We start from the raw sequence: 20,497 nt of genomic DNA on the forward strand, positions 1-20,497 counted from the left end.
GGACTTTTCTGGCGTTTGAAAACGCCGTGTGACCGGTAATCGACAGAAAAAAGAGAGGTTTAGCCCGCGCGGCGTTGTCGCACGGCTTCAAACAGACAGATCGCTGCTGCGGCAGCCACATTGAGCGATTCCATGCCGCCCGGCTGCGGAATCGTCACAGGCGTTGTCACGGCAGAAAGCCAGTCGTCCGACACGCCCGCACCCTCGTTTCCGAACACCCAACCGACGGGCGCCTTGAGCGACACATCGAACACAGCCTGCTTGGCGTGCGACGACGTCGCCAACAGCGGCACCTGAAGGCGCGAATGCACGCTCTCGAACGTGCAGTGTTCAACGATGTTCAGGTGGAAATGCGCGCCCATGGCGGCCCGCAATGTCTTGGCCGACCACGCGAACGCGCAGCCCGGTGTCATGAACACATCACGCACGCCGGCAGCAGCCGCACAGCGCAGGATGGAACCGACGTTGCCGGCATCCTGAATGCCATCCAGGATCACACAGTCCGCCTCAATGGTTTGCGGCAACTTGCCTTCCGGCGTCTCCACCAGGGCGATCAGATCGATGCCGTTGACGACCGTGGTGAGTTGGCCAAACAGGTTGTCCGCCAGCAGGATGACGGAGTCCGGATCAACGCGATCGAGCACCGCGACCACTTCCGGGTGCCGGATATGGCGCTCCGAAACCAGGCATTGCTCCGGCACGTGGCCTGCATCCAGATACGCCGTGACCAGATGCACGCCGTCGAGCACGGACTGCCCAGCGCGCCGACGATGCTGCGTCGAGCCCGAAAGCGCCTTGAGATGCTTGAACACCGCGTTATCGCGGGAAGTGATGTGCTTCACGAATGGGCCCAGCAGAAAAAGGTCAGTCGTCCCAGGCGCTGCCTGCAGCGGTGGTTTCGATGCTGATGGCGCTCATCCCCTCCAGCGCACGACGCACGGGCGCGAACGAGCGGCGATGATGGGGCGTCACGCCATGCAGGTCGATCGCCGCCAGATGCTGCGGCGTGCCATAGCCGGCATGGACGTCAAAGCCGTAGAGCGGAAACTCGATATGCAGCGCGGCCAATTGGCGGTCGCGTGTCACCTTCGCCAGGATGGATGCCGCCGAAATAGCCGGCACCAGCGCATCGCCCTTGACGATGGCCTCCACCGCAAATGCCACCTGTGGGCACCGATTGCCGTCCACCTGCACGAGATCGGGCAGCGTGCCCAATGCGGCCACGCCGTGCACCGCACGCTGCATGGCCAGCATGGTCGCGTGCAGGATGTTGATGCGGTCGATTTCTTCGACGGTGGCTTCCGCCACATGCCAGGCGAGCGCCTTTTCGACGATCTCGTCGTACAGCGCCTCGCGCTTCTTGGCGGTCAGGATTTTGGAGTCGGCCAAGCCTTTAATTGGCTTGCGCGGATTGAGAACGACCGCCGCAGCCGTCACCGGTCCGGCCAAAGGCCCGCGTCCAGCCTCATCCACGCCGCAGAGGATGCGACGCGCGCGCTTGGCCGCCGGCTCTTGCGAGAGCAGCAGGCCAAGCTGGTCGGGATTGGGTTTGCGGGACGCCATGGGCTCAAAGCTTACCGCGACTGCGCAGCAGATCGACCACGACTTTCGCGCCGATCTCCGCCATGTTCTGCTTGAGCGTGAGGTGCATCTGCGTGAAGTGCTCACGCAGGAACGTGGCGTTGCCATGATCGCTCAGTTGCAGCAACGTTTCGCGCGCAAGTGCCTCGGGCGTTGCGTCATCCTGCAGCAATTCCGGTACGACAAAGCGGCCGGACAGGATGTTCGGCAGCCCCACGTACGGCAGATAGCCCTTGCGCTTCATGATCTGCGCCGTCAGCCAGGGCACCTTGTAAGTGATGACCATCGGCTTCTTGTACAACGCCGCTTCCAGCGTGGCCGTGCCGCTGGCAAGCAGGATGACGTCAGCCGCTTCCATGGCGGCGTGCGACTGGCCATCGACGACCCACAGATGCAAGCCTGGGTGCTCCGCGCGCATCGCATCGATGCGCTCGCGCAGCGTCGCATTGGCCGCCGGCAGCACAAAAGCCAGATCCGGCTCGACCGCCTGCATGCGTGACATTGCCGCGAACAGCGTCGGCCCGAGATGCTTCACTTCGGAATTGCGGCTGCCCGGCAGCACCGCAACGACCTTGCGGCCCAACGGCAGGCCGAGGCGCGTGCGCGCGCCTTCTATGTCCGGCACCAGCGGAATCTCATCCGCGAGCGGATGCCCGACGTACGTGGCCGGAATGCCGGCCTTGGCGTAAATCTCGGGCTCGAAGGGGAACAGGCAGAGGATATGGTCGACCGCGCGAGCAATCGTCTTGATACGGCCGGCACGCCACGCCCAGATCGACGGGCTCACGAAATGCACCACCGGCACACCCGCCTGCCGCATGGCGATCTCGACGTTGAAATTGAAGTCCGGCGCATCGACGCCGATGAAAGCCAGCGGCGGCTTCTCCAGCAGATCCTGCTTGAGTTCCTTGCGGATCGTAAGAATCTCACGCAGCTGGCCGAGCACTTCCACGTAGCCGTTGACCGACAGCTTGTGCATCGGCCAGTTCGACTGGAAACCCTGCTCCGTCATGCGGGCCCCGCCGATGCCGTTGTAGGCGATGTCGGCAGGCAGTTGTGCGCGCAACCCCTTGAGCAGCAGCGAGGCCAGCAAATCGCCGGAAGCCTCGCCTGCCACCATGCCGATGCGGCGCACCGGCGTGGTGTTCTGAGGCTGCTCGCTCAACGCACGATGCCGCGCTTGGTGGCGGCAATGAAATCAGCAAACGCGGTCAACACCTCACGCGTGGGGGCGTCGTCCGTTTGAGCGATCTGGGCGGCGATTTCCGCCTTGGCCTGATCAAAGCTCAGATCGCTCTTGTAGAGCAGCTTGTACGCTTGGCGCAGACCGGTGATCTGCTCGGCCGTAAAGCCACGGCGGCGCAGGCCTTCCACATTGATGCCGTGCGGCGCGGCCTTGTTGCCGCCCTTGTCGCTCGCGGCGATCACGAACGGCGGCACATCCTGCACGAGCGCCGATGCGCCACCGAGCATGGCATGCGCGCCGATACGCACGAACTGGTGCACGCCGGACATGCCGCCGAGAATCGCCCAGTCACCGACTTCCACGTGACCCGCGATCTGCGCGTTACTCGAGAACACCGTGTGGTTGCCCACGCGGCAATCGTGCGCGATATGCACGTAGGCCATGATCCAGTTGTCGTCGCCGATGGACGTGATACCGGCATCCTGCGCAGTGCCGGTATGGATCGTGGTGAATTCGCGGATGGTATTGCGGTCGCCGACGATCAGCTGCGTCGGCTCATCGCGATACTTCATGTCCTGCGGGCGGCCGCCCACGGAAGCAAAGTGGCCAATGCTGTTGTCGCGGCCCAGCGTCGTGTAGCCCTCGATCACCGTGTGGTGCCCGACGCGCGTGCCTGCGCCCATCCGCACGTTCGGGCCCACGACCGTGAACGCGCCGATCTCGACGCTCGAATCGAGTTCGGCCTTCGGATCAATCTGCGCGGTCGGGTGGATCTTCTGTGCTTGCGTCATGCCTCGCCCTTGGACTTGTCTTCGCGCACGGCGCACATGATTTCGGCTTCCACGGCGACTTCGCCGTCAACCTTGCCGTACACCTTGAACTTCCACATACCGCTCTTCGAGCGCAGCAGTTCGGCCGTCATCACGAGCTGGTCGCCCGGGATCACCTGCCGCTTAAAGCGTGCACCATCGATGCTCACGAACAGGTAGAGCTGGTTTTCCTTGCGCTCGTGATCGGCCTCGCCGAACGTCAGCAGCGCAGCGGTTTGCGCCAGCGCTTCGAGCATCAACACGCCCGGCATCACCGGATGGCCGGGGAAGTGCCCGTTGAAGAACGGCTCGTTGAACGTCACGTTCTTGATGGCCGTAATCGACTTGCGCGGCTCCAGCGAAATCACGCGGTCCACCAGCAGCATCGGGTAGCGATGCGGCAGCAGATCGAGAATCTTTTTGATATTGAAATCGCTGACGGGGCTGGGGGTCGCGCTCGTCGCATTCGTTGCTTCGGTCATGATTGTTGCTGCAGGTCTTTGACCCGCTGTTCGAGTTGTTGCAACCGTTCGCGCATGCGCGTCAGGCCTCGGACGATGGCCGCGTTACGTTCCCAGTCGCCATGCGGCATGAATGGGAAAACGCTGGTGAAATGGCCACCGGGCTTGGTGATGGATTTGGTAATGGAGGTGCCGCCTGAAACGGTCACACGGTCGGCAATCGTCAGATGGCCAGCAAAATTGGCCGCGCCACCGATGATGCAGTAGCGCCCGATCTTCGTGCTGCCAGAAATGGCAGCGCAGCCGGCGATAACGGTATAGGCGCCCACATGCACGTTGTGCGCGATCTGCACCTGGTTGTCGATCTTGCAACCCTGTTCGACCACCGTATCGGCCATCGCGCCGCGGTCGATGGCGGTGTTCGCGCCGATCTCTACGTCGTCGCCAATCACGGCCCTACCAGTCTGCGGAATCTTCACCCATTCGCCGCCCTGCGGACCGAAGTCGGGTGCAAAGCCAAAGCCATCCGCGCCGATCACGACGCCGCTATGCACAATGCAGCGGGCACCAACCACGCAGCCGTGATAGATCGACACGTTTGCGTAGAGCAACGTGTCATCGCCAATGCGGGCACCGGCACCAACGAAACTGTTGCCCGCGATGCGCACACGCTCGCCGAGCACCGCGCCAGCTTCGATGGTCACGTTCGGACCAATGGAGCATGACGCTGGCACCGTGGCGCCCTCTTCCACGCTGGCAGTCCGGTGAATGCCAGGCACAACGGGGCGCGCCGCCAGCGCAACAAAGCGCTGGGCGACACGAGCAAACGCAGCATACGGGTTGGCAGCGATGAGCCAGTTCCGGCCAGCAGCGTGGCCTTGGCTTTCGAGCGTTTCCAGATCGCGGGGCGACACGATGATCGCCGCCGCACCGGAACTCACAGCCTGATTGAGGTACAGCGGATTGGAAAGAAAAGCGAGCTGATCGGCGCCCGCTTGATCCAGCGGCGCGATCGACTTGACGATCAGGCCTGCGTCACCCTGGACGGTCGCGCCGAGCGACGCAGCAAGTTCACCAAGCGAAAACGACATGCGAACAACCTCATTTGGCCGATTGCGAATTCAGCGCCTTGAGCACTTCGTCCGTGATGTCGATGCGCGGGTTCACGTACACGGCTTCCTGCACTATCAGGTCGTACTTGCGCTGCTCGGCAATCGAGCGGATCACGCGGTTGGCGCGCTCGAGCACCTGGGCCAGCTCTTCATTGCGACGCTGGTTCAGGTCCTCACGGAATTCGCGCTGCTTGCGCTGGAAGTCGCGATCCAGGTCCGACAATTCACGCTGACGGCGGGTGCGATCAGAATCGGCCAGCACAGCCGACTCCTTGTCCAGCTTGTCGGACATGCCCTTGAGCTTGGCAGCCATGTCCTGCAGCTCGCGGTCGCGCTTGGCGAACTCGGTTTCCAGCTTGGCCTGTGCGGCCTTGGCAGGCTGCGAGTCGCGCAGGATGCGCTCGGAATTGACAGCAGCGATGCGCGCTTCCTGCGCCGTGGCCGGCAGCGCAAAGCTGGCTGCGGCAAGTGCGGCGAAAGCAGCGGACACGCCCATGCGGGACAAGGTGATGCGCGTGGATTTCATGATGAATGCAGTCATTAGAATGCAGTCCCGATCTGGAACTGGAAGCGTTGCGTTTGATCTTCGGTCTTGCGTTTGATCGGGAAGCCCATGCTGATCTTGAGCGGGCCGATCGGCGACAGCCACGACAAACCGAAACCAGTCGAGTAGCGCATGTCGCCCAGCTTGTACGGCTGACCTTCGGCGAACACGTTACCGTAGTCAAAGAAGGTAAACAGGCGAACGGTGCGGTCCACGCCCGAACCCGGCAGCGGGAAAATGAATTCCACGTTGCCGACGAACTTGCTGGCGCCACCGATGGCAACGCCGTTGGCGTCGCGCGGGCCCAGCGTGCTGGTTTCGTAACCGCGCACCGAGCCGATACCGCCGGCGTAGTAGTTCTTGAAGACCGGGAAGTCCTTGCCGCCGTAACCGTGGCCGTACCCGATTTCGTTGTTGAACGCCATCGTGAACGACTTCGACAGCGGATAGAAATACTGGTGCTGATAGTACGCGCGGAAGTACTGGAGATCGCCGCCCGGAATACCGAACTCCAGGTTGGCCTGCTGATAGCGACCACGCGTCGGCACCAGAGCGCTGTCACGTTGATCCTTCGACCAGCCGATGGTGATCGGGAAGTTATTGGTGATACGGCCGTTCTTCGCGACGTAGTTCTGGTAGGCCAGCGGCGTGTTGGTCGTCACGTCGATGGTCGTGCGCTCGTAGCCGATGCCGAAGAAGACGGTATCGGTTTCCGAGAACGGCACGCCAAACTTGACGTTGCCACCTTGTTGCACAACGCGGTAGTCCTGGTCACCCGTGTAGTACAGCGGGCGGTACGTGCGGTAGTACAGCTCAGTCGAGCGGCTGATGCCATCCACCGTGAAGTACGGATCGAACTGCGTCACGGCAATGGTGCGGTTCGACTTGGACGTGTTCACATCCAGGCCGAGGCTCGTGCCGGACCCGAACACGTTGTCCTGACGGATACCCGCCGACAGCACCAGCTTGTCGGTCGAAGAGAAGCCCACGCCCAGGTTGATCTGGCCAGTCGGCTTTTCCGTCACGTTGACGTTCACATCGACCTGGTCGGTGGTACCCGGCACGTCTTCCGTCGTGATGTTCGCATCGGTGAAGTAACCCGTACGGTTCACACGGTTCTGCGAAAGCTGCAGCTTCTCGCCATCGAACCAGGAGGCTTCCATCTGGCGCATTTCGCGGCGCACGACTTCGTCGCGGGTCTTGCTGTTGCCGACAACGTTCACGCGACGCACGTACACGCGGCGGCCCGGATCGACCACCAGCGTGAGCGCAACCGTGCGGTCCTTCTGGTTGATTTGCGGCTGCGGGTTGATGGTGGCGAAAGCGTAGCCGTACGTGCCGAGCAGATCGGTAATCGACTTGGTCGTCGACGACAGCTTGGCCGAAGAGAAGACATCGCCCTGCTTGAGCTTGATGAGTTTCTCCATCTCGGCCTGCTTGCCCAGCAGCTCGCCGGTCAGCTTGATGTCCGATACCTTGTACTGCTCACCCTCGTGGATGTTCAGCGTCAGGTAAATGTCCTTCTTGTCAGGCGTGATCGACACCTGGGTCGACTCGATGGCGAATTCCAGGTAGCCGCGATCCAGATAGAACGAGCGCAACGCTTCCAGGTCAGCCGTGAGCTTCTGCTTGGAGTACAGATCGTTCTTGGTGTACCACGACAGCCAGTTCGGCGTAGACAGTTGCATCTCGTCGCGCAGGTCGCCTTCCTTGAAGGCCTTGTTGCCGACGATATTGATCTGGCGAATCTTGGCGGTCGGACCTTCGTCCACCGTGAACGTGATCGACACACGGTTGGCATCGACCGGCGTAACGGTGGTCGTCACCTCGGCAGCGTAGTAGCCGCGCGAAACATACTGGCGCTTGATTTCCTGCTCGGCGCGGTCGATGAGGGACTTGTCGTAGTAACGGGCCTCGGCCACGCCCACGCCGCGCAGCGTACGACGCAGCGCTTCCTTATCGAACTCCTTGAAGCCGATGAACTCGAGCTGCGAGATCGCCGGACGCTCTTCCACGCGCACCACCAGCACATTGCCTTCGGAGCGGATCTGAACGTCCTTGAAGAAGCCGGTGTTGTAGAGCGCGCGAATCGATTCGGCGCCCTTCTCGTCGGTGAAGGTCTCACCCACCTTCACAGGCAGATAGCCGAACACGGTGCCCGGCTCGACGCGCTGCACACCCTCCACGCGAATGTCCTTGACGACGAACGGCTCCACTGCATGAGCCTGACCGGCAGTAACGGTCAGCACGGAAGCCGCCAGCACGCTGAGCGGGAAGCGATGTTGTCTGATCAATCTAATCCCCTAGTTGGATTCAATCGGAATCCACTTCTGAGTGTTTTCAAAACCCTGAGTTGCCCGCTCACGCCGGTGGCAACGATGCGGCTAACCGACCCAGTTTGAATACGGTCTAGCCACGAGTCAGAAACAACCGACTCAAATCGTTGTACAGGGCGAGCGAAGTGAGAAGCAGGATGCAGGCGACGCCGATCTTCTGAAGGACTGCTTGCCAGGATTCCGGCACGGGTCGGCCAGTCAAAAATTCCACGCAATAATACAGCAAATGCCCCCCATCCAATACCGGAACGGGCAATAAGTTCAGCACGCCGAGACTGACGCTGATCAACGCGAGAAAGCTCACAAACGTCTGCCAGCCAAGGCTTGCCGCCTTGCCTGCAAAGTCCGCCACAGTGATCGGTCCGCTCAGGTTCTGCAGCGACGCCTGACCGATGATCATCTTGCCCAGGACCTGGAGCGACAGCACCGAAGTCCGCCAGACCTCGCCCACGGCGTGGCCCAAGGCGGCAAGCGGCTCGTCTCGGATCATCGCCGTTTCCACCTTCTGGTTGAGCTGCGCGCCGAGCTTGCCGATCTTCGGGCCCGCGGGGTTCTTGGGATCGACGTCTGCGTCTGGGCGAACCGGCAGCGTCATGGGCTGGTCGTTGCGCAGGATGTCGATCGACGCGTTCTGCTCGGGCATGGCGCGGATCTGGCGGATGAGGTCCATCGCCTGATCGGCTGGCTGGCCCGCGAAGCGGACGATCTGATCGCCGGCTCGCAACCCTGCGCGTGCCGCGGCACTGGCGGGAAGTACGTCGACGATGGTGACGGGACCGCCCTGCAGGCGCAAACCAATCTGGTCAATTACGTCGGCCTGCGGCGTACGGGCTGCGCTTGGCAAACCATGCAGGCGGACGGTGCGCTCGACACCATCGGCGCCGCGCACTTGTACAAGCGCGTCGCGCCCTGCGATGCCGGCCGAGTACAAGCGCATGCGGACATCGCTCCAGCTGCGCACGGGCGCAGGTGTTTCATCGTCCGTACCGATTGCGATCACGCGGTCCCTGGCATGCAGGTCGGCCTGGGCGGCAATGCTGCCCGGTGGCGGAGCGCCGAGGATAGGCAACGGCTCGATTGCGCCGACCCATGCCAGCACTGCATAGAGCGCAATTGCGAGCAGGAAATTCGCGATCGGGCCAGCGGCCACGATGGCGAACCGCTTGTAGACCGGCTGGTGATCGAAGGTGCGCGGGAGGTCTTCGGGGAGGATGGGCGGGTCTTTCTCGGGGTCTCGCGATCCCTCGCCCAGCATCTTGACGTAGCCGCCCAGCGGAATGGCGCAGATCGTCCATTCGGTGCGGTCAGGGCCGCGGCCCACACGACGGAACAGCACCTTGCCGAAGCCAACGGAAAACCGGAGCACCTTTACGCCGCACAGGCGTGCGACGCTGTAATGGCCCAGTTCGTGAATGACGATCAGTACCGCGATCGCAAAGACAAACGCTAAAACGGTCTGCAAAACCTTCTCCGGATGCACTGAAGGGCACGCGCGGGCTGGCCCCGCGCGAAGCCGCTATGTTACCCGCTTGCTCTGACAGCGCGCTTTCAGGCGGCCGGCAGTTGCGCGCATACGGTCGCGATATAGCGCTCAGCTTGCTGACGCGCTTGGGCGTCGGCCTCAAAAACGGTGTCGAGCGAGTCGGCGGGCACGATGGAGGTACGGGCGAGCGTGTCGCCCACCACGGCAGCAATCTCGGTGAACCGGATGCGGCGCTGTAAAAATGCTTCGACAGCCACCTCGTTGGCCGCGTTCAGCGCAGCAGGTGCCGTACCACCAGCGCGCAGTGCGTCAAAGGCCAGCGCCAGGCACGGGAAGCGGCGCAGGTCCGGCGCCTCGAACGTCAGCGCGCCCGTGGTGACAAGATCGAGCAATGGAACACCGGCTTCGATGCGTTCGGGATATGCCAAGCCGTAGGCAATCGGCGTGCGCATGTCCGGATTGCCTAGCTGCGCCAGCACCGAGCCATCGTCGTAGCCGACCATCGAATGGATGACACTCTGAGGGTGGATCAGGACTTCGAGATGCTCGACCGGAACGCCGAACAGCCAGTGCGCCTCGATCACCTCCAGCCCCTTGTTCATCATGGTGGCGGAGTCGACGGAGATCTTGCGTCCCATCACCCAGTTCGGGTGCGCGCAAGCCTGATCTGGCGTGACATCCGCAAGGGACTCCACAGCGCGCGTGCGGAACGGGCCGCCCGATGCCGTCAGCACGATGCGCGACACGCCCCGCCCGAACTGCGGAACTTGCTGAGGCAAGCATTGGAAGATGGCGTTGTGCTCGCTGTCGATGGGGAGCACGGTGGCGCCATGTTGACGCACAGCGTCCATGAAAAGCGCGCCGGACATTACCAGCGCCTCCTTGTTGGCCAGCAGCACGCGCTTGCCGGCACGCACGGCGGCAAGCGTCGGACGCAAGCCTGCGGCGCCAACGATGGCGGCCATCACCGCATCGCAGTCGGTGTGCGCGGCAGCCTCTTCCAACGCCTCGGTGCCGGCGCGGATTTCGATGCCGGCAGCATCTGCGCCGAGCTGTTCTCGCAATGCACCCGCCGCCGCGGCCGAACCCAGCACCGCCATCTTCGGACGAAACTCACGGCAGAGCACCGCGAGCTTGTCGGCCTGCGCGTTGGCGGTCAGCGCAAAAACGCTGTATTTGTCGGGATGGCGGCGCACCACGTCAAGCGTGCTGTCGCCAATGGAGCCGGTGGCGCCAAGAACGGTCAAACGCATCATGTTCAGACGCCTCAGGAAATCAGCAGCGCAGCCAGCGGAAACACCGGCAGCAGCGCGTCGATGCGATCGAGCACACCACCGTGGCCGGGCAACAGGCGGCTGCTGTCTTTCATGCCGACCTGACGCTTGAGCAGGGATTCAAACAAATCACCGCCGACGCTTGCCGCCACCAACAAGATGGTTAGTGCAAGGGCGGCGACGGCGCCGCGCTGATCAAACTCGTGCGAGAACCACGTCGGTGCAAACCAATGCGTGATACCGGCCACGCTGGCGATCACCGCAACCAGCACGGCACCGCCGATTGCACCTTCCCACGATTTGCCCGGGCTGATGGTCGGAGCAAGCTTGCGGCGACCAATGGCCTTGCCGACAAAATAGGCGCCCACATCGGCCGCCCACACGAGCAACGCCACCGAAAGCAGAAATGCGATGCCGTGCGTGCGTAATTCAATGGCGCCATGCACGAACGCCGGCAGCATCACCAAGCCCAGCAGGGTGAACACGACCCTGCGCGTGCCATGCAACTCGCGCACACCACCCGCCAGCAGCGCCCAGGCGATCACCCACGCGATTACCGCGCCATGGAATAGCGGCCGCACATCACCGCGAACGGGAATGTCGTGCCAAGCGATCGTCAGCATGACGACAACGACCGCATAGAGAATCGGCCCCCACCAGCCGGGCAGGCGCACGAGACGCCCCCACTCCCACGCGGCGAGGGCTGCAAACACCGTCACGAGCCCGGCCAGGCCGGCGGGCGGCGCGAAGAACAGAATGGGCAGGATGACAATCAGCAGGCAGACAGCGGTAATGACGCGAGTCAGCAGCATGTGTCAGGCTCCGGCGGATAGCGCGGGGGGAACATCGGGATCGAGCTGCGCGCTGGTGCGGCCGAAGCGGCGCTCGCGGTTGCGATACCACGCAAAGGCGCGATCGAGTTCTGCGGCATCGAAGTCGGGCCAGTAGCGATCGGTGAAGTACAGCTCGGAATAGGCAAGCTGCCACAGCAGAAAGTTGCTGATGCGCTGCTCGCCACCGGTGCGGATGAACAGATCCGGCTCCGGCGCGTAAGACAGGGCCATGTACGGCGCAAGCATCTCTTCCGTGATGGCGTCAGGTGCAATGCCAGGCTGCGCCTTCAACAAGGCGCGCATGGCTTGCAGGATGTCCCAGCGCCCGCCGTAGTTGGCAAGGATCGTGACAGTCAGACCGGGGTTGGCAGCCGTCTTGGCCTCAGCTTCGCGAATCAAAAGCTGGATGCGCGGACTGAACGCAGAAAGATCGCCCACCACGCGCAAGCGGATGCCATTGTCGTGCAGCTTGCTGACTTCGCGGCGCAACGCCGTCATGAACAACTTCATGAGGAAAGTGACTTCCTCAGCCGGGCGGCGCCAGTTTTCGGAGCTGAAGGCAAACAGCGTCAGGTAACCGACGCCACGGCGTGCCGCCGCTTCAACGGTTGCTCGTACGGCGTCGAGGCCGCGGCTATGCCCGGCCACACGCGGCAGATGCCGTTCGGTGGCCCAGCGGCCGTTACCGTCCATGATGACGGCGACGTGGCGCGGCGTATCGGCGGTGTCGGGCACCGCCAGTGTCGAACTGATATGCATGAATCGGGCTTCCCACCGCATGCGCCCAATGCGCCGGCGGCGGGAGACGGCCTTACACCGTCATGATTTCCTTGTCTTTCTCGGCGACCAGCTTGTCGATCTCGGCGACGAACTTGTCGGTCAGCTTCTGAACGTCGTCTCCGCCGCGACGCTCGTCGTCTTCCGAGATGGCCTTGTCCTTCACCAGCTTCTTGAGCTGTTCGTTGGCATCGCGACGCAGGTTGCGCACGGCGACCTTGGCATCTTCGCCCTCGCCCTTCACGACCTTGGTCAGCTCCTTGCGACGCTCTTCGGTCAGCGCGGGCGTCGGCACGCGAATGATGTCGCCCATGGTGGCGGGGTTCAGACCGAGGTCCGCTTCACGGATGGCCTTCTCGACGGCTTGCACCATCTTCTTTTCCCACGGTTGCACACCAATCGTGCGCGCATCCACCAGAGTCACGTTGGCAACCTGGCTGATCGGCACCATCGAGCCGTAGTAATCGACTTGCACGTGATCGAGCAGACCGGTGTGGGCACGGCCAGTACGGATCTTGGCCAGATCCGCCTTGAGAGCCTCGATCGACTTCTGCATCTTCTGCTCGGTATTCTTTTTGACATCGGCGACGCTCATACTTCCTCCGAACGATAACGGCGGTCTGCCGAACTTGCGCCCTGGAAAACGACACAGGGCACCGGCAAGACCAAAAAGACAATAGGCGATTTTACATGGAAGCCGCTCGCCAACGCCATTTACGCAGGGTCAGCGAACGCTAAAAAAGGCGCCTGCAACCAGGCTTGCCGCTGGTTTTAGACGTGCACCAGCGTGCCTTCGTCTTCACCCAGGATCACGCGCTTGAGGGCGCCCGGCTTTTGGATCGAGAACACCTTGATCGGCAACTTCTGGTCGCGGCACAGCGCAAAGGCAGTCGCATCCATCACCTGCAGGTTGCGCGAGATGGCTTCGTCGAACGTGATGGTGGTGTAGCGGGTGGCGCTCGGGTCCTTCTTTGGATCAGCGGTGTAGACGCCATCCACCTTGGTGGCCTTGAGGACGATCTCGGCACCGATTTCCGAGCCGCGCAGCGCGGCGGCGGTGTCGGTCGTGAAGAACGGGTTGCCGGTGCCGGCGGCGAAAATCACGATTTTCCCCTCCTCCAATTGGCGGATCGCGCGGGGACGGATGTACGGCTCGACCACCTGGTCCAGGCGCAGCGCCGATTGCACGCGACCCTCGAGGTTGGCATGACGCATGGCGTCTTGCAGGGCCAGCGCATTCATCATGGTGGCCAGCATGCCCATGTAGTCGGCCGTGGCGCGATCCATGCCGGCGGCTCCGCCCGCAACACCGCGGAAGATATTGCCACCGCCGATCACCACTGCCACCTGCACGCCCAGCTTCACGATTTCGGCGATGTCGTTGACCATCCCTTCGATGGTGCTGCGGTTGATGCCAAAGGCATCGTCGCCCATCAGGGCTTCGCCGGAAAGTTTGAGTAGAACGCGCTTATAGGCAGGCATGGAGATCCTCGTGACGATTCCTGGTACGGGAAACAGGAAAGGGGGAAATGACGCTGCGGATATGACAACGACGAGCAAAGCGGGGACTTCGCACATCCCGCAACCTTCTTGCGCGGAAGCCGTCAGGAAATCCTCCCAACGATACCCGCGCAAGCAGGCTGCACCTGCAAACAGGGCACCTTTCGGTGCCCTGTTTGTTCGGCATTATACGGCTGCGCCAAGGGTGGAAACGACACCTCCCGGCCTGCGCCGGAGGGCGAATCGCCGCACCATCGGAAACGGCCGTCGCAGCATTACGCCTGTTGCTTGGCAGCGGCCACCTGGGCAGCCACTTCAGCAGCGAAGTCGTCTTGCTTCTTCTCGATGCCCTCGCCCACCACGTACAGCGTGAACGCCTTCACAGTCGTGTTGGCAGCCTTGAGCATCTGCTCAACGGTCTGCTTGTCGTTCTTCACGAACGGCTGGTTCAGCAGCGAGACTTCCTTCAGGTACTTCTGCACGCTGCCTTCCACCATCTTGGCAACGATTTCAGCCGGCTTGCCCGATTCCGCAGCCTTCTGCTCAGCAACGCTGCGCTCCTTGGCGACCAGCTCGGCCGGCACGTCGTCAGCCGACAGCGACACCGGCTTCATGGCGGCAGCCTGCATTGCTGCGTCCTTAGCCGCCACTTCGTTGCCCTCGAATGCCACCATGACGCCAATGCGGGTGCCGTGCAGATACGAAGTCAGCTGGGTGCCTTCGAAACGCTGGAAGCGGCGGATCGTCATGTTCTCGCCGATCTTGCCGATCAGGCGGGTACGCACGGCTTCAACCGTTTCGTCACCGATCGACAGGGCCGACAGGGCCGCCACGTCAGCCGGGTTCTTCTGAGCGATCAGCTTGGCAACATCGTTCGTGAAGGCCAGGAAATCGTCATTCTTCGAAACGAAGTCGGTTTCGCAATTCACTTCGACCAGGGCGCCCGTGGTGCCCTCGACGAACGCTGCGACCACGCCCTCAGCGGTGACGCGGCTGGAAGCCTTGCCGGCCTTGTTGCCCAGCTTCACACGCAGGATCTCTTCGGCCTTTTCCAGGTTGCCTTCGGCTTCGGTCAGGGCCTTCTTGCATTCCATCATCGGCGCGTCGGTCTTCGCGCGCAGCTCTGCAACCATGCTTGCGGTAATTGCCGCCATTCTCATACTCCTTGTTTCAGATCGTCGTCCGGTCGCAAGCGGATTTCTCGCCTCGCGCCGGCCTGTCGTCCGGTTTCCATCCGGCCGCCCCACGAAATACGACGCGCGTGGGGCATCCGCATGACAAATTTCAAAAAAAAGGGGCGTTTGTTACGCGCCCCTGTCTGGCCATCGGCCCTGATGCGTCTCATCAGGTGCGGCCTGGCACGCGTCCCGCGCAATCAAGCTGCGGGCACGCCTTCTTGTCTTTAGCCTTCTTGGACTTCGACGAAGTCGTCGCCACCGCGAGCGGCTTCAACCACTTCCTGGACCGCGTTGGCGCGGCCTTCCAGGATCGCGTCGGCCACGCCGCGCACGTACAGTGCAACAGCCTTGCTCGAGTCGTCGTTACCCGGGATGACGTAGTCGATGCCTTCCGGCGAGTGGTTCGTGTCAACCACGCCGATCACCGGAATGCCCAGCTTGGCTGCTTCGGTCACGGCAATCTTGTGGTAGCCAACGTCCACCACGAAGATGGCGTCCGGAATACCGCCCATGTCCTTGATGCCGCCAATGGACTTCACCAGCTTGTCCATTTCGCGCTCGAACATCAGCGCTTCCTTCTTGCTCATGGTTTCGGTCGCGCCGGCTTCCTTGGCGACTTCCATGTCCTTCAGGCGCTTGATCGAGGTCTTGACCGTCTTGAAGTTGGTCAGCATGCCGCCGAGCCAGCGGCTGTCGACGAACGGCATACCTGCGCGAGCCGCTTCTTCAGCCAGGATCTCGCGCGATTGACGCTTCGTGCCGACGAACAGAATGGTGCCCCGGTTGGCTGCCAGTTGGCGCACGTACTTCAGTGCGTCCTGGTACATCGGCAGCGTCTTTTCCAGGTTGATGATGTGAATCTTGTTGCGATGGCCGAAGATGAAGGGGGCCATCTTGGGGTTCCAGAAGCGGGTCTGGTGGCCAAAGTGGACACCGGCTTCCAGCATTTCGCGCATGGTCACGGACATGAAATTCTCCAATCGGGTTAGGTCTGAAGCCGCCTCAGACATCCGTTGCATGCGTTACGACGGACACCCGCGGTGAAGCGGCTCGCGATTTCAAGCGTCACCGGCCACACGACCAGCGACTGCTTAGCCAGCGATTATAGCGGCAAAAACCCAATCGACTCAAGACCTTCCGAGCATTCGCAGCAAACGGGCCGGGACTGGCGCCCGGCGCCCGAAAACCCCGGCCGGGGCGCTTTGGTGCGATAATTCACACTTTAGCCACGACGCGGCGCCTCGCGCGCCTGCGTGCAGAAAGAGTCACAGCATGGCCGTTACCATTCACACCGCCGAAGACATTGCGCAAATGCGCGTGGCCTGTCGGCTTGCGTCCGAAGTTCTGGATTACATCACCCCGTTCGTAACGCCCGGCGTGACCACGGGCAAGCTGGACCAGCTGTGCCACGCCTACATGCGTGACGTGCAAGGCACTGTGCCGGCACCGCTGAACTATGCGCCCCCTGGCTATCCGCCTTTCCCGGCATCGATCTGCACGTCCGTCAACGACGTGATCTGCCACGGCATTCCCGGCGACAAGGTGCTCAAGAGCGGTGACATCGTCAACCTCGACATCACCGTCATCACCAAGGAAGGCTATTACGGGGACACCAGCCGCACCTTCGTCGTGGGCGAAGGGTCGATCCTGGCCAAGCGCCTGACGCAGGTCACATTCGAATGCATGTGGAAGGGTATCGCGGCCGTGCGTCCCGGCGCACGCCTGGGCGACATCGGCCACGTGATCCAGCAACATGCTGAAGCCGCCGGCTATAGCGTGGTTCGCGAATATTGCGGCCACGGCATCGGCAAGAAATTCCACGAAGATCCGCAGATCCTGCACTACGGCCGCCCCGGCACCGGGATGGAACTGAAGGCAGGCATGATCTTCACGATTGAACCGATGATCAACGCGGGCAAGCGCGACATCCGCACGATGCCCGACCAGTGGACTGTCAAGACGCGCGATCGCAGCCTGTCTGCGCAGTGGGAACATACGCTTCTGGTGACGGAAACCGGCCACGAAGTGCTGACCGTGTCGGCATTGACGCCGCCGGCACCGGAATTCGTACACGAAGGCGCGCCGGCCACGGCCTGATCCTCGCGGGCGAGCCGCACCGTCAGCGGCAGCACCGTCACGCTGATCTCGCCCCGCACCGGCTCAACTCTTGCAGCGACCGGCTCGTTCCGGTCGCTGTTTCATTCACGCTCCACTCATGCCCTCCGCTGCTGCCGCCCCTGCCGAAGAAGCCCACCCGCGCGACGCCCTGAAAGCTGAGCGCGCACACCTGTTCGCGCAGTTCGACCAGCACGCCAACGTTCAACAACTCGTGACCAAGCTGGCGCGCGCGGTGGACCGTGCGCTGGTGCGGCTCTGGCAGGAAGAGCAGATGCCCGCAACCTGCGCGCTCATTGCGGTGGGCGGCTACGGGCGCGGCGAGCTGTTTCCGCATTCCGATGTGGACATCCTCCTGTTGCTGCCGGGCACCGCAGACAAGGCATTGGAGGCCCGGCTGGAGGCCTTCATCGGCCGCTGTTGGGACATGGGGCTGGATATCGGCTCGTCGGTGCGCACGGTCGACGAATGCATCAATGAAGCCGCACAGGACGTCACGGTGCGCACGTCGTTGCTGGAAGCGCGTCTTCTGACCGGCGACGAGGGCTTGTACCGCACGTTTGAGACGCACTATCAAGGCCACCTCGACGCGGCAGATTTCTTCCAGTCGAAACTGCTGGAAATGCGCCAGCGGCATGCCAAGTACCAGGACACGCCCTATTCGCTTGAACCAAACTGCAAGGAAAGTCCCGGCGGCCTGCGCGACCTGCAGGTCATTCTGTGGATGACGCGCGCGGCCGGCTTCGGTTCGAGCTGGAACGAGCTGCTTGCCAACGGCTTGCTCACGCGCCGTGAAGCCCAGGAGCTGGTGAGCAATGAGCGCCTGCTCAAAACCGTGCGGGCGCGCCTGCACCTGCTGGCCGGGCGTCGCCAGGACGTGTTGGTGTTCGACTTGCAGACGCAATTGGCCGAATCGTTCGGTTACCGCCCGACCACCGCCAAGCGCGCAAGCGAACAGATCATGCGCCGCTATTACTGGGTGGCCAAGGCGGTCACGCAGCTCAATACCGTGGTGCTGCAAAACATCGAGGCAAAGCTGTTCCCGAGCGAGCTGGGTATCACGCGCAAGATCAACGATCGCTTTGTCGAACGGCAAGGCATGCTTGAAATTGCCGACGCCGATCTCTACCAGCGCGAGCCGACGGCCATTCTTGAAACGTTCCTGTTGTACGAGCAAACGCGTGGCATCAAGGGACTGGCGGCCAGCACCTTGCGCGCCCTCTACAACGCACGGACGCTGATGGACGCGAAATGGCGCAAAGACCCGGCCAATCGCGCGCTGTTCCTGTCGATCCTGCAGCAGCCGCAGGGCATCACACACGCACTGCGCCTGATGAACCAGACGAGCGTGCTCGGCCGCTACCTGGTCAACTTCCGCCGTATCGTGGGACAGATGCAGCATGACCTGTTTCACGTCTACACGGTCGACCAGCACATCCTGATGGTGGTGCGCAACATCCGCCGCTTCGCCATCGTGGAGCACACGCACGAGTTTCCGTTCTGCAGCCAGTTGATGGCGAACTTCGACAAGCCGTGGGTGCTGACCGTGGCCGCACTGTTCCATGACATTGCGAAAGGACGCGGCGGCGACCACTCGGTGCTCGGCATGTCCGACGCGCGGCGCTTCTGCAAGGAACACGGCATTGCCAAGGAAGACGCCGACCTGGTCGTCTGGCTCGTCGAACACCACCTGACCATGAGCCAGGTCGCGCAGAAGCAGGACCTGGGCGATCCGGAAGTCATCCGTCATTTCGCCGACTTGGTCGGCACCGAGCGTCGGTTGACCGCGCTGTATCTGCTGACCGTTGCCGACATCCGCGGCACCAGCCCGAAAGTGTGGAATGCCTGGAAGGGCAAGCTGCTGGAAGACCTGTATCGCATGACGCTGCGCGTGCTCGGCGGTGCCACCACGGACCCGCACGCCGTGCTCGAAGGTCGCAAGGAAGAAGCGCGCGCCCTGCTGCGCCTGGCCGCGCTGGACGACACCGCGCACGAGGCACTGTGGAAACAGCTCGACGTGGGGGTGTTCCTGCGCCACGACGCACGCGACATCGCCTGGTTCACGCGGCACTTCTACAACCGCGTCGACACCACGATCCCCATCGTGCGTGCGCGCATTTCACCGGCGGGCGTCGGCCTGCAGGTGGCGGTGTACTCGCCGGATCGGCCCGATCTTTTCGCACGCATCTGCGGCTACTTCGAGCGCAAGAGCCTGACGATTCTTGACGCCAAGATCCACACCACCAAACACGGCTACGCGCTCGACACCTTCCAGGTGGCCGACCCCAGCAGCGGCTTGGTGGAGCCCGGGCATTACCGCGACATCATCACGCTGGTCGAACACGAACTGGCTGAACAGATCTCGCGCGAAACCGCCCTGCCCGAGCCGCCGCGTGGGCGTATCTCGCGCCAGTCGCGCAGCTTCCCGATCAAGCCTCGCGTCGACCTGCGGGCGGACGAGCGCGGCCAGTATTACCTGCTCTCCATTTCTGCGACAGACCGCACCGGTCTGCTCTACGCGATTGCCCGCGTGCTTGCTCACCGTCGCGTGTCGGTGCACACCGCGCGTATCAACACGCTCGGCGAGCGCGTGGAAGACATCTTCCTGGTCGACGGCACCCGCCTGACCCAGGACAACAAACTGCAGCTCGAGCTTGAAAGCGAGCTGCTTGATGCGCTCGCCATCTGAGCGCCAGCCTTACCGGTCTAGATTCATGACTACCGATTCCGATGATTTCCCCGGCGACGACGACAAGCGCGGCGCCAGCGACCCGACTCAGCGCGCCACCCGCCCGGGCAAGCGTGCCACGCTCGGCGTGCGCCGAGACGACGAAGGCAATGCCGTACGTTCCACAGGCAAGCCGCTGCGCTCGTCTGACCTGAACCGCGAGCGCCAGCCGCTGCGCCCGTCGCAGCGCCGCCCCAAGCCGGAAGATGGTGCCGGTAAGCCGCCCCGCCCCGCACGTCCTCCGCGCCGCGACGACGACGGCCAGACGCGCGACGCCAAGCCGCGCCGCGTACAAGGCGATCGCCCACCGCGTCGTTTTGATGACGAGCGTCCTCCGCGTCGATTCAACGACGACCAGCGGCCGCCGCCCCGTCGCGCTGACGACGAGCGCCCGCCGCGACGCTTCGAAGATCGGCCGCCTCGCCGGTTCGACGACGAGCGCCCTCCACGCCGATTCGACAATGACCGCCCACCGCGACGCTTTGACGATCAGCGCCCGCCCCGTCGTTTCGATGACGAGCGCCCGCGCCGCCAAGGCGACGATCAACGCGCGCCCCGTCGTGAGGGCGATCAACGCCCG

At 62.9% G+C, this 20,497-nt stretch carries 18 protein-coding genes and 1 pseudogene; 3 read left to right on the top strand and 16 right to left on the bottom strand.

Going from position 1 to position 20,497, the window contains the following annotated elements:
* Nucleotides 1–59: 59 nt before the first annotated feature.
* The 16 genes from BG83_RS0105505 to rpsB form a co-directional block, all read right to left on the bottom strand.
* Nucleotides 60–842 carry a TrmH family RNA methyltransferase gene (locus BG83_RS0105505; protein ID WP_024975782.1) on the bottom strand — a complete coding sequence of 261 codons (783 nt, stop codon included), beginning with the start codon at nt 840–842 and terminating at the stop codon, nt 60–62.
* 22 nt (nt 843–864) lie between these two features.
* The gene (gene rnhB / locus BG83_RS0105510; RefSeq protein WP_024975783.1) at nt 865–1,563 is read right to left on the bottom strand and encodes a ribonuclease HII; all 699 of its coding nucleotides are present in this window, start codon (nt 1,561–1,563) and stop codon (nt 865–867) included.
* Nucleotides 1,564–1,567: 4 nt separating this feature from the next.
* Complete coding sequence (gene lpxB / locus BG83_RS0105515; protein WP_235193161.1) at nt 1,568–2,701, bottom strand: lipid-A-disaccharide synthase; 1,134 nt, start codon at nt 2,699–2,701, stop codon at nt 1,568–1,570.
* A 41-nt stretch (nt 2,702–2,742) separates the two neighbouring features.
* Complete coding sequence (gene lpxA, locus BG83_RS0105520) at nt 2,743–3,558, bottom strand: acyl-ACP--UDP-N-acetylglucosamine O-acyltransferase (protein WP_024975785.1); 816 nt, start codon at nt 3,556–3,558, stop codon at nt 2,743–2,745.
* The gene (gene fabZ, locus BG83_RS0105525; protein ID WP_024975786.1) at nt 3,555–4,058 is read right to left on the bottom strand and encodes a 3-hydroxyacyl-ACP dehydratase FabZ; all 504 of its coding nucleotides are present in this window, start codon (nt 4,056–4,058) and stop codon (nt 3,555–3,557) included. The genes lpxA and fabZ overlap by 4 nt, the downstream gene beginning before the upstream one ends.
* On the bottom strand, nt 4,055–5,128 hold the full coding sequence (lpxD, locus tag BG83_RS0105530) for a UDP-3-O-(3-hydroxymyristoyl)glucosamine N-acyltransferase (RefSeq protein WP_024975787.1): 1,074 nt from the start codon (nt 5,126–5,128) through the stop codon (nt 4,055–4,057). Before lpxD ends, fabZ begins: the two co-directional genes overlap by 4 nt.
* 10 nt (nt 5,129–5,138) lie before the next feature.
* Nucleotides 5,139–5,690, bottom strand: coding sequence for an OmpH family outer membrane protein (locus BG83_RS0105535; protein ID WP_024975788.1), 552 nt, complete (start codon nt 5,688–5,690; stop codon nt 5,139–5,141).
* Nucleotides 5,690–7,987 (bottom strand): outer membrane protein assembly factor BamA, encoded by a 2,298-nt coding sequence (bamA, locus tag BG83_RS0105540; protein WP_024975789.1) that lies wholly within the window; start codon nt 7,985–7,987, stop codon nt 5,690–5,692. The genes BG83_RS0105535 and bamA overlap by 1 nt, the downstream gene beginning before the upstream one ends.
* Before the next feature lie 115 nt (nt 7,988–8,102).
* Nucleotides 8,103–9,491: an RIP metalloprotease RseP gene (gene rseP, locus BG83_RS0105545; protein ID WP_024975790.1), complete on the bottom strand. Its 1,389-nt coding sequence runs from the start codon at nt 9,489–9,491 to the stop codon at nt 8,103–8,105.
* A gap of 86 nt (nt 9,492–9,577) precedes the next feature.
* On the bottom strand, nt 9,578–10,768 hold the full coding sequence (gene ispC / locus BG83_RS0105550) for a 1-deoxy-D-xylulose-5-phosphate reductoisomerase (protein ID WP_024975791.1): 1,191 nt from the start codon (nt 10,766–10,768) through the stop codon (nt 9,578–9,580).
* Between the two features lie 11 nt (nt 10,769–10,779).
* Nucleotides 10,780–11,598: a phosphatidate cytidylyltransferase gene (locus BG83_RS0105555; protein ID WP_024975792.1), complete on the bottom strand. Its 819-nt coding sequence runs from the start codon at nt 11,596–11,598 to the stop codon at nt 10,780–10,782.
* Nucleotides 11,599–11,601: 3 nt separating this feature from the next.
* A complete protein-coding gene (gene uppS / locus BG83_RS0105560; RefSeq protein WP_024975793.1) occupies nt 11,602–12,378 on the bottom strand; it encodes a polyprenyl diphosphate synthase in 777 nt (258 codons plus the stop codon).
* A gap of 52 nt (nt 12,379–12,430) precedes the next feature.
* Nucleotides 12,431–12,991 (bottom strand): ribosome recycling factor, encoded by a 561-nt coding sequence (frr, locus tag BG83_RS0105565; RefSeq protein WP_024975794.1) that lies wholly within the window; start codon nt 12,989–12,991, stop codon nt 12,431–12,433.
* Nucleotides 12,992–13,167: 176 nt separating this feature from the next.
* Nucleotides 13,168–13,878: a UMP kinase gene (pyrH, locus tag BG83_RS0105570; RefSeq protein ID WP_009238238.1), complete on the bottom strand. Its 711-nt coding sequence runs from the start codon at nt 13,876–13,878 to the stop codon at nt 13,168–13,170.
* Between the two features lie 293 nt (nt 13,879–14,171).
* The gene (tsf, locus tag BG83_RS0105575) at nt 14,172–15,050 is read right to left on the bottom strand and encodes a translation elongation factor Ts (RefSeq protein WP_024975795.1); all 879 of its coding nucleotides are present in this window, start codon (nt 15,048–15,050) and stop codon (nt 14,172–14,174) included.
* Nucleotides 15,051–15,298: 248 nt separating this feature from the next.
* Nucleotides 15,299–16,042 carry a 30S ribosomal protein S2 gene (gene rpsB, locus BG83_RS0105580; RefSeq protein WP_004626667.1) on the bottom strand — a complete coding sequence of 248 codons (744 nt, stop codon included), beginning with the start codon at nt 16,040–16,042 and terminating at the stop codon, nt 15,299–15,301.
* A gap of 304 nt (nt 16,043–16,346) precedes the next feature.
* On the opposite strand from rpsB, the gene map reads away from it, so the two are divergent.
* From map to BG83_RS27630, 3 genes and pseudogenes are all read left to right on the top strand, one after another.
* A complete protein-coding gene (map, locus tag BG83_RS0105585) occupies nt 16,347–17,171 on the top strand; it encodes a type I methionyl aminopeptidase (RefSeq protein WP_024975796.1) in 825 nt (274 codons plus the stop codon).
* Nucleotides 17,172–17,289: 118 nt separating this feature from the next.
* Nucleotides 17,290–19,878 carry a [protein-PII] uridylyltransferase gene (locus BG83_RS0105590; protein WP_024975797.1) on the top strand — a complete coding sequence of 863 codons (2,589 nt, stop codon included), beginning with the start codon at nt 17,290–17,292 and terminating at the stop codon, nt 19,876–19,878.
* Nucleotides 19,862–20,497 (top strand): annotated as a pseudogene (locus BG83_RS27630) (16S rRNA pseudouridylate synthase); the annotation flags it as partial. The gene BG83_RS0105590 and the pseudogene BG83_RS27630, both read left to right, overlap by 17 nt.

Origin of the sequence: Ralstonia pickettii, assembly GCF_000607165.1 — a bacterium.
Lineage (GTDB): Bacteria > Pseudomonadota > Gammaproteobacteria > Burkholderiales > Burkholderiaceae > Ralstonia > Ralstonia holmesii.

Excerpts from the sequence above, each read along its gene's own strand:
- rnhB (WP_024975783.1), bottom strand. The coding sequence starts at position 1,563 with ATGGCGTCCCGCAAACCCAATCCCGACCAGCTTGGCCTGCTGCTCTCG.
- lpxB (WP_235193161.1), bottom strand. The coding sequence starts at position 2,701 with ATGGTGGCAGGCGAGGCTTCCGGCGATTTGCTGGCCTCGCTGCTGCTC.
- lpxA (WP_024975785.1), bottom strand. The coding sequence starts at position 3,558 with ATGACGCAAGCACAGAAGATCCACCCGACCGCGCAGATTGATCCGAAG.
- fabZ (WP_024975786.1), bottom strand. The coding sequence starts at position 4,058 with ATGACCGAAGCAACGAATGCGACGAGCGCGACCCCCAGCCCCGTCAGC.
- lpxD (WP_024975787.1), bottom strand. The coding sequence starts at position 5,128 with ATGTCGTTTTCGCTTGGTGAACTTGCTGCGTCGCTCGGCGCGACCGTC.
- BG83_RS0105535 (WP_024975788.1), bottom strand. The coding sequence starts at position 5,690 with ATGACTGCATTCATCATGAAATCCACGCGCATCACCTTGTCCCGCATG.
- ispC (WP_024975791.1), bottom strand. The coding sequence starts at position 10,768 with ATGATGCGTTTGACCGTTCTTGGCGCCACCGGCTCCATTGGCGACAGC.
- BG83_RS0105555 (WP_024975792.1), bottom strand. The coding sequence starts at position 11,598 with ATGCTGCTGACTCGCGTCATTACCGCTGTCTGCCTGCTGATTGTCATC.
- uppS (WP_024975793.1), bottom strand. The coding sequence starts at position 12,378 with ATGCATATCAGTTCGACACTGGCGGTGCCCGACACCGCCGATACGCCG.
- frr (WP_024975794.1), bottom strand. The coding sequence starts at position 12,991 with ATGAGCGTCGCCGATGTCAAAAAGAATACCGAGCAGAAGATGCAGAAG.
- pyrH (WP_009238238.1), bottom strand. The coding sequence starts at position 13,878 with ATGCCTGCCTATAAGCGCGTTCTACTCAAACTTTCCGGCGAAGCCCTG.
- tsf (WP_024975795.1), bottom strand. The coding sequence starts at position 15,050 with ATGGCGGCAATTACCGCAAGCATGGTTGCAGAGCTGCGCGCGAAGACC.
- rpsB (WP_004626667.1), bottom strand. The coding sequence starts at position 16,042 with ATGTCCGTGACCATGCGCGAAATGCTGGAAGCCGGTGTCCACTTTGGC.
- map (WP_024975796.1), top strand. The coding sequence starts at position 16,347 with ATGGCCGTTACCATTCACACCGCCGAAGACATTGCGCAAATGCGCGTG.
- BG83_RS0105590 (WP_024975797.1), top strand. The coding sequence starts at position 17,290 with ATGCCCTCCGCTGCTGCCGCCCCTGCCGAAGAAGCCCACCCGCGCGAC.